The sequence below is a fragment of the Acinetobacter larvae genome, assembly GCF_001704115.1.
Taxonomy (GTDB): Bacteria; Pseudomonadota; Gammaproteobacteria; order Pseudomonadales; family Moraxellaceae; genus Acinetobacter; species Acinetobacter larvae.
Genome location: NZ_CP016895.1, coordinates 3,416,224 through 3,431,445 on the forward strand (window position 1 = coordinate 3,416,224; position 15,222 = coordinate 3,431,445).

Sequence of the window (15,222 nt, forward strand, 5' to 3'; positions counted from 1 at the left end):
ATCGTATTTACCCCAGTAAAGCTGAGCGAACCCTGTCACAGCACTCACCCGACCACATCAACATCAACATCAACATCAACATCAACATCAAGGTTATGCCTGATACAGTGCTTGCAATAAATCATTGGCGCCTTGTGCGATCAAGTCTTGCGCCAATGCCACGCCTAATGCTTCTGCATCTTGGTATGAACCACGACGTGTGCTACGCAATAAGGTTTGTCCATCGATACTCCCAACACGCCCTTCAATCTCTAAGTTGTCACCATGCAAGGTCGCGTAAGCCGCAATAGGCACCTGACAACCGCCCTCTAAATATGCATTAAAGGCACGCTCGGCACGCACACAATATTCACTGTCTAAATGTCGTAAAGGTTGAATCAGTGCTAAAACCCGCGCATCATCACGACGGCATTCTAAACCCAATGCCCCTTGCCCAACGGCAGGTAAGCTAATATCAGCAGCTAAACCATGGCGAATACGCGCACTCAAGCCTAAACGTTTTAATCCAGCACTGGCTAAAATAATGGCATCATATTCACCAGCATCAAGCTTCGCTAAACGTGTACCAACATTACCGCGTAAATCGATCACGTCTAAATCAGGGCGAAACTTCAATAACTGACAACGGCGGCGTAAGCTTGATGTGCCTAAACGAGCACCCTGTGGAAGTGCATCAAAATCTGCATAATGATTGGAAACAAAAGCATCGAGAGGGTCTTCACGCTCACAAATCACAGCCAAATCTAGACCTTCCGGTAAAGCCATGGGTACATCCTTCATTGAATGCACAGCCAAATCAGCACGCCCATCGAGCAAAGCAGCCTCTAATTCTTTTACAAATAAGCCTTTACCACCAATTTTTGCCAATGGTGTATCGAGTATCTTATCCCCTTGGGTCACAAAGCGAACCAACTCAACCTGTAAGTCTGGATGTAAACGCTTTAATGCTGATGCAATAAACTCCGCTTGCCAAAGTGCAAGAGGGCTTTGACGTGTGGCAATTTTTAAAGTTGTGTTCATAACAGCCGTCTATTTGAAATGACTCAAGATGATGTATTTAAAACTTAACTGTGCAAGATAAAATTGCAAGTAAAATATATAAAATCGCGATGATTCTTTAAAATACTGCAAGCTACTGCCCCAATTAAGTCAATATACTGCGCCATTCTAGCAAGCTATGCTGGAAATTAGATGCAATTTATATCTCGTAACATATTGCATCGCTAAAACAATCTTTCTGAGGATGCTCAATATCAAAATCAATTAAACCAACATATTGATTCAGTTGCTGTAATACCTTTTGTTGCGCATTACTATCATCTAAAGGCTCTGCAACATCAATCTGAGCGGCACGTTGTGCATCTGACATGTGCATAAAATGAATAAACTTACGTGCTTTTTCTGCCAAAGCACCATGCGGCTGTTCTGCCAGAGCTTGAATCACCCGTAAACTACTCGGCTGTATATCTGCCAAGTCCTGATACAGATAGGAAACAGCAGACTTAGTCGTTCCTTTAAATAAAAGTGCTTGGTAAACTTGCAATAAATATTGTGCATCTTTTTTAAAATAACTGTTTGGATAGGTCTGTAAATAGTTTTGCCAAAACTGAGCACGCTCAGCCAACTGCTGAGGTGAAAGTAATAAACTTTGTTGCTTAATCAAAGCCCGTTCATTTTGCTGAGCCAACTGCTGTATAAATTGTTTTTCTGCCTCTGGTAAATAAATCGCAAACAGCTTTGCCAAATATTGTGGTTGGCGACGATAGCGCACCTCTTGTTTGGCATTGATATAAAGCTCTAAGTAAAACTGACCTTGATGGCGAATTAAATAGCGGTCTCGCGCATTAAGCAACGCATAATGTTCGGCATGAATTGTTGGATATAAATACTGTTCGACAGCATAATGTTCTAAGGCTTGTTGTTCTTCTGGGCTACGTGCCACTTGTAAAAAGCGACCATACATCTGATTGATAGCATCCATAACTTGCATTTGCTGCTCAAAGTTATACACTTGCAAGCACATCCGTAAGTTTTGGTTAATCTGCTCTAGAGCCAAACTCCCCCGTTGATGATCCAAGTTTTGGATTTCGCCATCGAGTTCTTGACAGAGTGCGTCGAGATCCTGCACTTTAGGCTCAGACACCGTATTGAGTTCATGTTCAATGTGGTCAACTGTTTGTGCTTTTTGACAAGCTAATAGCATCCATACCATACATAAAGACAGCATGCCAAATAATACATATTTAAGTTTAAACTTATGACGTATCATGTGATGTTCAAGCGATATCAATCGATCAATTCATAAGGGAACTAATCTTAAAGAAACTAACTAAAGCTACAGGCAACATAGTGGTATTCGCTGTATTCAAAAACTAACCCTGTCTATTGTTACCAATTAAAAATTTATCACTGCAATGATTTGTAGTTTTGTTGCATACAAAAGTTACTTTTATTCTTTTTCAGGGCATTTTTTCAAACGCAAATACCTGAGATCCTTGACAGATATAATCAGAACAATCACATATTGTGCACATATTGTATAAGATACGCTATTGGACTGGAGATGCTGACTTTTGCTGGCACTGTGGTCGTCATTGGAAGATCAATTGAAGTCTATTCAGGTCAGAATTCAATCAAGCGATCACAGCGACAACTTTAAAAAATCAATAGCATACATCACATCTGCCCCAGATCGACTGGCAGTTATCTATTCTCGACTATTGTCGATTTGTCATAATAAATTCATAATCATTGTGCTTTAATAGCAACTACCTAACTCTAAACCCATTACGCTGCTTGTGGAGCGCATCACATTGAACCCAAATAATCCTATTTTAAAACATCATATATCTTCGCAATTCAATGAAGACCTTGTTGATGTGAATACAAAATTCATGACCATGGGTGGTTTGGTAGAGCAACAAGTAGCAAATGCCATCCATGCCTTATTGGATACCAATGCCAATCTTGCTATTGATGTCCAGTTCCAAGACAACACGGTCAATCAGTTTGAACGAGATATTGACGAAGCACTGACCTTAATCTTAGCGCGTCGTCATCCAGCTGCGATTGATCTACGAATGGTTATTGCCATGAGCAAAGCCAATACAGACCTAGAACGTATTGGCGATGAAGCTGCAAAAATCGCTCGGATTGCCCAAACACTTTGTGAAGAAGGTGAATCACCTCGCGGTTACATGGAAACACGTCATATTGGCAACCAAGTTCGTGTCATGATCCATGACTCTTTAGATGCTTTTGCACGCGTTGATGCAGAGCAAGCACTCAAGGTGCTGTTAGCCGATGCCGATATAGACCGTGAATATCAGTCGGCTACTCGTACACTAATGACCTATATGATTGAAGATCCTAAGCATATTTCTCGTGTGATCAATGTGATGTGGGTATTGCGGGCTTTAGAACGAATTGGTGACCATGCACGCAATATTGCCGAACAAGTCATTTATATGGCAAAAGGTCTCGATGTACGGCATACCAGTGTAGAAGAAATTGAAATCAAGGTACAACAAAGCAATACACCACGCTAAGGACTCTGCATTACTAGAGCACTCACGATATACCCACATACCCACGAAAAATACCGACGATAAAAAAGACCTTGTGCCCACTTGGCACAAGGTCTTTTCAACATCTCTTTTGGAGCGTCTCTTTGGGACCGCTAAAGTCGTTGATTTTAGCCTTCAGGTGTCCAGCCTTCCGCCTTTTCTACCCCATCGTCATTATTGAGGAACTTATCACGTTGTTCTTCTAAGAACTTTTTCGCATCGGGCTCAAAAACATTGAGACGCTTTTCATTGATCAAGGTCGTTTGATGTTGCAACCACTCTTGCCAAGCTTGCTTCGATACGGTTTGAAATAGTGCCTCACCTTGAGGACCAGGAAAAGGTGGAAAATCTAAAGCAGGTAAGTCCTTTTGATACTTACGACAAAATACTTGTTTCGACACAATGTGACTCCTTAAGCATAAAGTTGTTCTAAGCGCTGCTCTGCCCGAGCAATTGCTGCTTGTACTTGCTGTGGCGCTGTCCCACCAATATGATCACGCGCTTGTACAGAAGCTTCTAAAGTCAATGCTTTCTCAAAAACATCTGCCGTAATCAGGGCAGAGAACTGCTGTAATTGTTCTAGCTTCAACTCTGATAAGTCTTTATTTTCTTGTACGCCAAGAGCAACAGCTTTACCTACAATCTCATGCGCATCACGGAAAGCAACGCCTTTTTTCACCAAATAGTCAGCCAAATCGGTTGCTGTCGAGAAGCCACGTAATGCAGCTTCACGCATCACAGCAATGTTCGGTAGCAATGCTGGAATCATATCGGCAAATGCCATCAATGAACCGCGTACTGTATCGATCGCATCAAACAAAGGCTCTTTGTCTTCTTGGTTGTCTTTGTTGTAGGCCAAAGGTTGACCTTTCATGAGGGTTAATAAACTCATCAAGTCACCAAAGACACGACCTGATTTACCACGTACTAACTCAGGTACATCAGGGTTTTTCTTTTGTGGCATGATCGATGAACCAGTACAGAACCGATCTGGGATATTGATAAATTTAAACTGGGCTGAGGTCCATAAGATTAACTCCTCAGACATCCGAGATAAATGCATCATAATCAATGCTGCAGCCGCGTTAAACTCAATAGCAAAGTCACGATCCGATACCGCATCTAGAGAATTTTCTGCTACCCCCTCAAAGCCCAGCAATTGTGCAGTATAGGCACGATCAATAGGATAGGTTGTTCCAGCCAAGGCAGCAGCACCCAATGGTAAACGGTTGACACGTTTACGACAGTCGACTAAACGCTCGCTGTCACGGAATAGCATTTCAAACCAAGCCAATAGATGATGACCGAAAGTCACCGGTTGTGCAGTTTGCAAATGCGTGAAGCCCGGCATAATCGTCTCGGTATGTTGACTGGCAAGACTTAAGATGCCTTTTTGTAGTTTTTGCAAGAGCTGCAGAATGGCATCGATTTCATCACGCACATATAAACGAATATCTGTTGCGACCTGATCATTACGGCTACGACCTGTATGTAGTTTTTTACCCGTAATCCCGATACGATCTGTCAAGCGTGCTTCGATGTTCATATGTACATCTTCAAGATCTACACGCCATTCAAAATGCCCCGCTTCAATCTCTGCTTGGATTGCGCCCAAACCTTGAATAATGGCATCTCGTTCCGCCTCAGTCAGTACACCTACTTTGGCTAACATAGTGGCATGTGCAATTGAACCTGCAATATCTTGACGATAAAAGCGCTGGTCAAATTGTACAGAAGCCGTGAATTCAGCAACAAAAGCATCGGTCGCTTCTGAAAAGCGTCCACCCCACATACCAGAAGTTTGATTTGGGCTAGACGGATTTGAGGAATGTGAAGATGTAGTCATGACAGCTCGGCAAAGTAAAAACTCGGTAAAATCAAAAAACAGTATAACAAATTCCAGTCGACTTGCTGATAAAACGCAAGATAGAGCGATCATAAAGCGCAGATGTAGGTTTAAGCAATCATTTGTTTTGATTTCACAACGAGCATAAGCAGTCAATCAGATCGACCGAGACGTAAATCGTCGCTATTTTATTTTGAGCTGCATACACAACGTGCTTTTTTGGTAACCGTGCAATGCAGACAAACCCGCATGGTTAGTAATGGATTTCACTTAATTTATATCGTTAATCAATAGTTTAAACAAACCATACTGACTATTATGACAACCTAAAAATGCCCAACAAAATGGCAAATCTTGCTAGATCTGCCTCATGACTAGGCAGCATGCACTTGTTTTGATCATATTTTAAGCTGAAATTATTGTTGCATTGCACCAACCCCTGCAGCTAGCCAAGATAACTTAGCGTCAGTGTCCTGTTTATTGCAGCAAGTTTAAGCGACTAATTTACATCAAAGTTATCTTGATCAAATTTACTGGCATTGGATGCATTACAACAGGAACTCAATATTTATATACATATAGTCTCGGTATATTCAGTATTGAATAAAAAATAAGTGGATACCCAGCAGTACAAGTCACGCCTAAATACCGCTTTAAGCCCATTGTTTCTGCACATCATATCCCGATGAAAAAATCAATGAGAAAGACCATAGCGTAATTTGCATGTAGGCAACCCCGTTTAGGTTGCAGCTGATTCCTCACAACAACGCGCATGGTTATAACAACAACTCGATAAAGCGAATCGATGACGCAAATCGATAGAACAACTAGACAAAAACAACTCAACTAGACAAAACAATTATGGAAAAAACAACTCAACGCCAGCAAATTCGTGCCAAGACTTATCGTGGTCTCGAATTAATCCCACTGGAAAATATCTATTATTTTCTTGCCGACCAAAAATATGTTGCAGTACGCCACAAAAATGGTAGCGTGCTGATTGATGAAACCTTAAAAGACTTAGAGCAAGAATTTGCCGAAAAGTTTATTCGCATACATCGCAATGCCCTTATTTCTATCGATTATTTAGAGGGTTTAGAGCTGGTCACCAGTGGTCAGTATCAAGTGCGATGTCGTGAAATTGAGGACAAACTAACGGTTAGTCGTCGCCATCTGCCCATTTTACGTGAACGTATTCAACAACGCTAAGCTGCTGCACCGCATAAGCACTAAGCTATCAATAGTCTATCAATAGCCTGTAACTAAGCTCTATGTACAATCTCCATACACTACCGGATCAGTATTGTTCTGAACGGTAGTTTTACTTTTGCTTAGATTTTAGATTGTTTTAAAAGCAATTTTTAATATTTATCCCGATGATCTATGCTAAGATCGAAACTCGCTTGACGGAGCGCGAGTAATACCTCGCTGAGATTGTGTCAGTGCTGATCTTCATCAGCACTTAAACATAAGTACCGTTGAACCTGATCAGGTTAAGACCTGCGTAGGAATCAAGCCCTCTCAAAAGTTTATGTAATATGCCGTGCAATCTCTGCGATTGCGCGCCTACATCTCTTGAGGTGTGCTTGATTTGTTGATGTCATTCATAAGGACTATGTCATGAACAAATTAACAACCCCATCGATCCAAGATCTTTCAGCCCAACACGAACAAGACGCCAAAGATCTCACCCGAATCCTCCCCGCTTCTCGAAAAGTCTATGTACAAGGTTCTCGCCCAGATTTACGCGTGCCTTTTCGAGAAATCAGCCTAACCGATACCCCGACAGGTCTCGGAGGTGAAGTCAATCCAGCAATCATGGTCTATGATACCTCTGGTGTATATACCGATCCTGCACAAGATATTGATCTCAATAAAGGTTTACCGCATATCCGCGAAACATGGATTGCCGAACGAGACGATAGCGAGCGCCTAGACACGCTGAGTTCTCGTTTCGGTCAGGAACGTCTGAAAGATATCCGTACCGCAGACATCCGTTTTGCGCATATTCAAAAACCACGCCGCGCTAAAAGCGGGCGTAATGTCACACAGATGCACTATGCCCGTCAGGGCATAATTACCCCAGAAATGGAATATATTGCGATCCGTGAAAATCAACGCCAACAACAAGGCATTGATATCCGTCAACATGCGGGGCAAAACTTTGGCGCGCAAAACTTACGCGAAATCACCCCCGAGTTTGTACGCGAAGAAGTTGCCGCAGGGCGCGCGATTATTCCAGCCAATATTAACCATCCTGAAATTGAGCCGATGATTATTGGGCGTAATTTCCTAGTCAAAATCAATGCCAATATCGGTAACTCTGCACTGGGCTCGAGTATTGATGAAGAAGTTGCCAAAATGACTTGGGCTACGCGCTGGGGTGCTGACACCATTATGGACCTGTCCACGGGTAAAAATATTCATGAAACCCGTGAATGGATTATTCGTAATTCTCCCGTACCAATCGGTACCGTCCCTATTTATCAAGCCCTTGAAAAAGTCGATGGTGTCGCAGAAGACCTGAGTTGGGAAATTTTCCGCGATACCCTAATCGAACAAGCGGAACAAGGTGTGGACTATTTCACCATTCACGCGGGAGTTCTCTTACGCTATGTGCCGACCACGGCGAACCGCCTCACCGGTATCGTGTCTCGCGGTGGATCGATCATGGCACAGTGGTGCTTAGCGCATCATCAGGAAAATTTCTTATATACCCATTTCGATGATATCTGCGACATCATGAAAGCCTATGACGTCTCCTTTAGTTTAGGTGATGGTTTACGCCCAGGTTGTATTCAAGATGCCAACGACGAAGCGCAATTTAGTGAACTACGTACTTTGGGTGAACTGACGCATCGCGCTTGGGAGCATGATGTACAAGTGATGATTGAAGGTCCTGGTCATGTACCAATGCACATGATCAAAGAAAATATGGACTTGCAGCTTGAAGTTTGTCAGGAAGCACCTTTTTATACTTTGGGACCACTGACCACCGATATTGCACCGGGTTATGACCATATTACCTCAGCCATTGGCGCTGCCATGATTGGTTGGTATGGGACAGCGATGTTGTGCTACGTTACCCCCAAAGAACACTTAGGCTTACCCAATAAAAAAGATGTGAAAGACGGTATTATTACCTATAAAATCGCAGCCCATGCAGCAGACTTGGCCAAAGGGCATCCAGGTGCACAAGTCCGAGATAATGCACTGTCTAAGGCACGCTTTGAGTTTCGTTGGCAAGACCAGTTCAATCTTAGCTTAGACCCTGATACTGCACGCAGTATGCATGATGAAACCATGCCCAAAGAAGCGCATAAGTCAGCGCATTTCTGTTCGATGTGTGGTCCAAAATTCTGTTCAATGAAAATCACGCAAAACGTGCGTGAATATGCGCAGAATCAAGCCAATACAGCAGCAGATAGCGTCGCTGAAGATGACATTTCTGTTGGGCTTGAAAGCATGAAAAATGCCTATCATGCCCAGGGTCAAAAACTTTATCATAAGGTTTAACGCAAAAAGTTATTGTTTTTCATCATTTCTCAGTTAGGATGAAGCTTAAGATTTTTATCCTTATGATAAATATGCAAAACAAGCTACATGCTGAATTTAACCAAAATGATGTACAAATTGAGTCGCGGCAACAGCGTTACCGCGGCTTTATTCAAATCGAAAATATTCAATTGCGCCACCGTCTGTTTGGACAAACGCAGTATAGCCCTACCCTGAGTCGAGAATTGATCTGCCGCAGACCTGCTGCAGGTGCATTATTGTATGACCCTGAACAACAAAAATTTGCACTGATTGAGCAATTTCGTGTCGGTGCCTTAGATGATCCATCGCCTTGGCAACTTGAGGTGATCGCAGGCTTGCTCGATGGCGATGAAAGCCCCGAAAGCTGTATTCGTCGTGAATGTTTAGAAGAAGCTGGCTGTGCCGTTGAGCATCTGCAACATCTATTTACTTTTTATCCTTCGGCAGGTGCATGTAATGAGCTTTATCATCTGTATGCTGCACCATTAAGGTTGCCACCACACGGCGGTATTTACGGCTTAAGTGAAGAGGGAGAAAATATCAAACTTCACCTCATCGATTTTTGTGACTTAGATGAACTTCTCTCTAGCCCGCGCCTGCGTAATGCGCCCGTCATTATGGCTCTACAATGGCTAAAACAACATATTGTCGCTAAACAGCGCTGAACGAGGGAGGATATCATCGTGTCTGACTTCATAACGCAAGATAAAATAATCATTCAGATTACAGACACGCATCTTATGGCGGATCCGAATGACTGCTTTGTCACGATCAATCCTGAACGTAGCTTTCATGCTGTATTGCAAGATATTCAGCGGCGTTATCCTCAAGCCGATATGATTCTGCATACCGGCGATTTAGCGCAGGAAGCATGCCCAGAAACCTATGCGCGTTATCTGGCAACCATGCAACAGTTATCCATTGCGTTTTATCAATTGCCTGGTAATCATGATGATATGCGTATCTTTCCCTTGCTCAGTCCGCATCCGATGCCGGGGCATATTGACTTGGGTATCTGGCAAATTATCATGCTCAATAGCCCTGTTGCAGGGCAAGTCGATGGCTGGATTGACGCGCAACAATTGCTGCACTTACAAAAATTACTCACAACACTAAAACATAAATACATTATCTTGGCTTGTCATCATCATCCCTTTGATATGCATTCCAATTGGATTGACCAACATAAGCTCAAGAACACGGCAGCACTGGCTCAGGTCATGGCAGCCCATACCAATATAAAAGCCTTAGTCTGTGGGCATGTTCACCAAGAATCGTGCAGTATTTGGAATAAGGTCCAGTTCCTATCTACGCCTGCGACTTCTGTACAATTTAAACCACATCAATATGACTTTGCATTGGATCTCTGCGCACCAGGCTATCGTGTACTCAGGCTACAGCATAATGGGCAGTTCAGCAGTGAAGTACATCGACTAGAGAGTAATGAATTCCAACCAAACTTAGAAATTTCAGGATACTAGCTTTATATTTTTGCGGTTTTAGATTAAGTTATTCAACCAGATTAAATCATGGAATGTGCTGATCTCACTGCTATGGCTTTCATCTTTGTTGAAAACTCTATATGATGACCAACCCCAAGCGAGAGATTTGCTTGGGAAGCAATAAGAATTCTTGCATATCACCATATTTTTTGCGTATAAACTATACGTATATGATGAGGATTGCCCTATTATGGCGACTGACAACCACAATCAAATCTTTGAAGAAAATATCGACGTAGTCGAAGGTGCTAAAGCGAAAACATCACGCAAAAAAGCCAAGCCTTCAGATCAGGGAAACGGTACGGCTGCCAGCCTATTTGGTATTGCACCTTATCAGCTACAGAAAAATGAAGAATACATGTCTGATGGGCAACTTGAGCACTTCCGCAAAATTTTAAATGCGTGGAAAGCAGAGCTCATGAGCGAAGTTGACCGTACCTTAAATACCATGCAAGACGAATCTTCTGCTTTGCCCGATGTGAATGATCGTGCAACACAAGAAGAAGAGTTTGCCATTGAGCTACGTACACGTGACCGTGAACGCAAACTGATCCGTAAAATTGAGCAATCAATCGAAAGCATCAAAAGCGGTGACTATGGTTTCTGTGAAACTTGCGGGATTGAAATTGGTTTACGCCGCTTAGAAGCTCGTCCGACAGCAACACTGTGCATTGACTGTAAGACTTTAGCGGAAATCAAAGAGAAGCAAAATAACGGTTAATCGGAAACACGTTATTATGTCTCAAACAACCTATGTGGGTCGGTTTGCGCCATCGCCAACCGGCCCTTTGCATTTTGGTTCTTTAATCACAGCCGTCGCCAGTTATTGTGAAGCGCGTTCACAAGCAGGGCAATGGTTTGTACGCATAGAAGACACCGACATACCTCGCATCTATCCGGGCAGTGAGCAACATATCTTAGCCTGTATCGATGCTTTTGGTTTTGAAAGTGACCGTACCATTATTTTTCAACGTGATCGCTTAGCGCTCTATCAGGCTGTACTTGATCAGCTACACGCTGCGCAGTTAATTTATGCCTGCCAGTGCACACGTAAAATGCTCGGTTCTAACCATATCTATCAAGGTCGCTGTCGCTCGCTCGCACTGCCCTTTGCCAATCAAGCCATTCGGGTAAAAGTTGATGAGCGCTGTATTGCTTTTGATGATGCCTTACAAGGTCATGTCAGCAGTCGATTAGATTTAGAGCTCGGTGATTTCGTGCTGAAACGTCGTGATGGCATTTATAACTATCAACTCGCCGTGGTTGTAGATGATTATTTACAAGGTGTCACGCATGTTGTTCGTGGTGCAGATTTACTCGACAATACCGCACGACAACGCTATTTGCAGCAAATCTTAGCCTATCCCACCCTGCACTATATGCACCTTCCTTTGGCCATGAATGCACAAGGTCAAAAGCTTTCCAAACAAAATATGGCCCAGCCCTTAGCGCTCGACCAAGCACCGCAGCTTTTACAGCAAGCCATTGCCGCTTTAGGACAAACGAGCGTCGATTTAGATACACCACAGCGCATGTTGCAACAAGCCATCGCACAATGGGATCGTGCAGCCATTCCACGCGGTTTGAGCCTAAGCCATCAGATTTACCGCTAGTACACTGCGAACCATACACTGAGAATAAGATTAAGATACTGAGAATAGAATACTGCGCATAAGACACTGCAAAGCAAAGGGTATTACAACCATCTTCACCATTAAAAAAACGCTGCCTCTAGCGGAGTACAGCGTTTATACAAGCCATGGTCTGACTTAAAAGGTTGATTTAGAAGCTTCTGTTCTAAGTTTCTATTGCTAAGTTCCTATGACCAAGTTTCTATTTCGAAGTTCCTATGGCTAGGTTTCTATTGCCAAGTTTCTATTGCCAAATTGCTGTTGTGACGCTGCAGCGTTGACCGGCTAAAAACTTGATTCTTCTCGTTTAGGGTTCTGCTCTTTGGTGGTGGCATCGATCTTTAAAATCAAACTGATCATCACTGCGCACATAATCAAAGATGAACCGCCATAACTAATAAAGGGCAAAGTCAAACCTTTCGTCGGCAACATCCCCATATTCATGCCGGCATTCACCAGAATCTGTAGCAAGAAAATAATGCTAATGCCATAAGCCAAATAGCCAGCCCGGAGATATTGATGTTGCAAGGCACGATGTCCGATACGAATACAGCAAAATAGCATGCTAAAAGATAAAATCAGAATGGTCACAATCCCAAAGAAACCAAATTCTTCGCCTAAAATCGCCAACATAAAGTCAGTATGCGCTTCAGGTAAATAAGACATTTTTTGAATACTATGCCCCAGACCTACCCCAAACCATTCGCCACGTCCGAAGGCCATCAAAGCATTGGAGAGCTGATAGCCTGAACCAAGTGGGTCATCCCAAGGATTGGCAAAGGACATTAACCGTTCAAAACGATAAGGCTCAAATAAGATCAACAACACAAAGGCAATCAGAATGGCGGCAAAGGCACAACCAAACTGAATCATGGGCGCCCCCGCCAAGAAGAAGATACCGAGCATCATCAAAGAGATCACCACGGTCGCCCCCAAGTCTGGCTCTAGAATAATCAAGCCAACGGTCAGCACCATAATCGAGATCAATCGCCCGAGCCCCATCAGATGACTACGCACTTCATTGGCACGGCGCACCACATAATCTGCGGTAAAGATCGCCATCACCACCTTGGCAACCTCGGTGGATTGTAAGGTAAAGCCTGCGATGCGTATCCAACGTGTTGATCCATTCACCTCAGTACCGACCACCAAGACTGCCGCTAAGAGCAACATGGTGATAATCCACAACAGCATGGTGTTCTTAAACCAAACATTGAGTGGGACTTTATAGGTAATAAAAGCAGCCACCAAAGCGACGGTAATGGAGATCGCATGACGAATCACATAATGAAACGGATTCTCATGCATACGCTCCGCATAGGGAATAGAGGCCGATGCGACCATGATGGAACCGATACACAATAACGCAACCACACAGAAGATTAGTACGTTGCGTAGCGTGACTTCTTGGGGTAACCGAATCGGTATCCGCTGTGTCCATTGTTGTATTTTGCTCATCGTTGTCTGAGCTAAGCCCGCCATAACTGCTTCCTTATATTTCTTTTGCTGCTAATGCATCGACACAAGCGACAAACTGCTGTCCACGTTCGACATAACCACTAAACATATCAAAACTTGCGCAGGCTGGCGATAACAACACCACATCATTGCTCTGAGTATGTTGCTGACACAGTGCAACAGCCTCTGCCAAGCTATTGGCATTGAGCAAGTGAGTACTGCCCTGTACCGCATCGGCGATCACAGCTGCATCTTCACCGATCAATACAGCCACTTTCACATACTGTTGTAGCGCAGCTTTTAAGCTATGAAAATCTTGTCCTTTGCCTTGCCCACCAAGGATAATCGCCAATTGACCCGCACTGCTGGCAATGGATGCCCCCAGCCCTTCTATGGCAGCCAAACTGGCGCCAATATTGGTACCTTTAGAGTCGTTATAATACCGTACGCCAGCAATTGTGGTGACATATTCACAGCGATGAGCTAAACCTTTGAATTGTTTTACCGTATTCAACATACTGTCGCGTGGCAAAGCAATTGCCTCGCCCAATGCTAGACTCGCCAAGACATTGGCATAGTTGTGCATGCCTTGAATATAGAGTTCAGCACAATTTAATAACCGTTCCCGTCCTCGGGCTAACCAAATCGTACCGTCCAGATCCTTTAATAGACCATATTGATTCAGATCGGGGGCATTTAAACCAAAACTTTGCATCGCAACTTGGTCTGGAACCAATGGACGGCTTAAAGCATCGTCACGGTTATAGACAACATGTTTGACACCTTGGAAAATTCGATGTTTTGCCGCATGATAGGCTTGCATGTCACCATGACGGTCAAGGTGGTCTTCACTCATATTGAGTACGACTGCAACTTCAGCATGCAGATTTGACGTCGCTTCTAGTTGAAAGCTTGAAAGCTCCAGCACATACAGTTCTGGATCATCTTTGAGTAAGTCCAACGCTGGGCGACCGAGATTACCACCGACCGCAACTTTACGCCCTGCATCCTCAGCCATTTGCCCCACTAAGGTTGTGACCGTACTCTTGGCATTCGAGCCAGTAATCGCCACGATAGGCTGAGTGGTCGCACGGCGTAAGATTTGAATCTCACTGACAATGGCGATACCAGCTGCTTGCGCAGCTTGAATGGCTGGATGTTTAGGGTCTAACCCCGGACTAATAATAATTTCTTCAGCTTGCAGTAACAAAGCTTGATCTAACGATCCAAAAACACGCACCACATCGGCAGGAATCTGCTCATGACCTGGCGGTGTTTCACGTGAATCCGTCACTGCAACACGGTAGCCTTGTTGATATAAAAAATTAACTGCGGCAACACCCGAAATCCCCAGCCCTGCCACAACTTTTAAGCCACCACGCTGTATTAACATGCTCTTTCGTCCAACATTGATCAAAACTGGCAAAATGTTATCACTTCAGCATTTTGTTTGCTTTTTATGTTTGCACTTTTAGGGATTTTTTTGTGTCATCGCGTAAATTTTCCAAACATTTTAGCGAGATATTCAACTTTACAATGCCCAGCATATCCATGATGATGAACAATTAAAATCGATACACTAGCGAAATATATCGAAAGACCATCTCTGCTAAAGCGCGCTAAGCCGCTACAAATACGCATACTACATGGGGTTGTAGCGGCATTGTGATAAACGCTTTAGC

Annotated in this window: 12 protein-coding genes, 1 pseudogene and 1 riboswitch; of the genes and pseudogenes, 7 read left to right on the plus strand and 6 right to left on the minus strand. The window is 43.5% G+C overall.

Features of this window, described 5'->3' with window-relative positions:
* Window positions 1-93: 93 nt before the first annotated feature.
* Both hemC and BFG52_RS15150 read right to left on the minus strand, forming a co-directional pair.
* A complete protein-coding gene (gene hemC, locus BFG52_RS15145; protein WP_067558094.1) occupies window positions 94-1,020 on the minus strand; it encodes a hydroxymethylbilane synthase in 927 nt (308 codons plus the stop codon).
* Between the two features lie 178 nt (window positions 1,021-1,198).
* Window positions 1,199-2,269: a hypothetical protein gene (locus BFG52_RS15150; RefSeq protein WP_067558097.1), complete on the minus strand. Its 1,071-nt coding sequence runs from the start codon at window positions 2,267-2,269 to the stop codon at window positions 1,199-1,201.
* Window positions 2,270-2,813: 544 nt separating this feature from the next.
* Here BFG52_RS15150 and phoU point away from each other — a divergent pair.
* Window positions 2,814-3,548, plus strand: coding sequence for a phosphate signaling complex protein PhoU (phoU, locus tag BFG52_RS15155; RefSeq protein ID WP_067559631.1), 735 nt, complete (start codon window positions 2,814-2,816; stop codon window positions 3,546-3,548).
* A 146-nt stretch (window positions 3,549-3,694) separates the two neighbouring features.
* On the opposite strand, the gene BFG52_RS15160 is transcribed toward phoU, so the two are convergent.
* Both BFG52_RS15160 and argH read right to left on the minus strand, forming a co-directional pair.
* A complete protein-coding gene (locus tag BFG52_RS15160; protein ID WP_067558100.1) occupies window positions 3,695-3,967 on the minus strand; it encodes an oxidative damage protection protein in 273 nt (90 codons plus the stop codon).
* A gap of 11 nt (window positions 3,968-3,978) precedes the next feature.
* Window positions 3,979-5,412 (minus strand): argininosuccinate lyase, encoded by a 1,434-nt coding sequence (gene argH, locus BFG52_RS15165; RefSeq protein WP_067558103.1) that lies wholly within the window; start codon window positions 5,410-5,412, stop codon window positions 3,979-3,981.
* Between the two features lie 870 nt (window positions 5,413-6,282).
* Here argH and BFG52_RS15170 point away from each other — a divergent pair.
* The 6 genes and pseudogenes from BFG52_RS15170 to gluQRS all read left to right on the plus strand — a co-directional run.
* Window positions 6,283-6,621, plus strand: a pseudogene (locus BFG52_RS15170) (LytR/AlgR family response regulator transcription factor); the annotation flags it as partial.
* 188 nt (window positions 6,622-6,809) lie between these two features.
* Window positions 6,810-6,940, plus strand: a riboswitch (TPP riboswitch).
* Window positions 6,941-7,032: 92 nt separating this feature from the next.
* Window positions 7,033-8,928: a phosphomethylpyrimidine synthase ThiC gene (gene thiC, locus BFG52_RS15175; protein WP_067558106.1), complete on the plus strand. Its 1,896-nt coding sequence runs from the start codon at window positions 7,033-7,035 to the stop codon at window positions 8,926-8,928.
* 71 nt (window positions 8,929-8,999) lie between these two features.
* Window positions 9,000-9,614: an NUDIX domain-containing protein gene (locus BFG52_RS15180; RefSeq protein WP_067558109.1), complete on the plus strand. Its 615-nt coding sequence runs from the start codon at window positions 9,000-9,002 to the stop codon at window positions 9,612-9,614.
* Between the two features lie 75 nt (window positions 9,615-9,689).
* Window positions 9,690-10,430, plus strand: coding sequence for a 3',5'-cyclic-AMP phosphodiesterase (gene cpdA / locus BFG52_RS15185; protein WP_081408775.1), 741 nt, complete (start codon window positions 9,690-9,692; stop codon window positions 10,428-10,430).
* 211 nt (window positions 10,431-10,641) lie between these two features.
* The gene (gene dksA / locus BFG52_RS15190; protein ID WP_067558115.1) at window positions 10,642-11,172 is read left to right on the plus strand and encodes an RNA polymerase-binding protein DksA; all 531 of its coding nucleotides are present in this window, start codon (window positions 10,642-10,644) and stop codon (window positions 11,170-11,172) included.
* Window positions 11,173-11,188: 16 nt separating this feature from the next.
* Window positions 11,189-12,064, plus strand: a complete 876-nt coding sequence (gene gluQRS / locus BFG52_RS15195; protein ID WP_067558118.1) for a tRNA glutamyl-Q(34) synthetase GluQRS — start codon at window positions 11,189-11,191, stop codon at window positions 12,062-12,064.
* Window positions 12,065-12,367: 303 nt separating this feature from the next.
* Here gluQRS and ftsW read toward each other — a convergent pair whose 3' ends face one another.
* Both ftsW and murD read right to left on the minus strand, forming a co-directional pair.
* Entirely contained in the window at window positions 12,368-13,564 is a 1,197-nt protein-coding gene (ftsW, locus tag BFG52_RS15200) for a putative lipid II flippase FtsW (protein WP_067558121.1), read from the minus strand.
* 10 nt (window positions 13,565-13,574) lie between these two features.
* Complete coding sequence (gene murD, locus BFG52_RS15205; protein ID WP_067558124.1) at window positions 13,575-14,933, minus strand: UDP-N-acetylmuramoyl-L-alanine--D-glutamate ligase; 1,359 nt, start codon at window positions 14,931-14,933, stop codon at window positions 13,575-13,577.
* Window positions 14,934-15,222 lie beyond the last annotated feature (289 nt).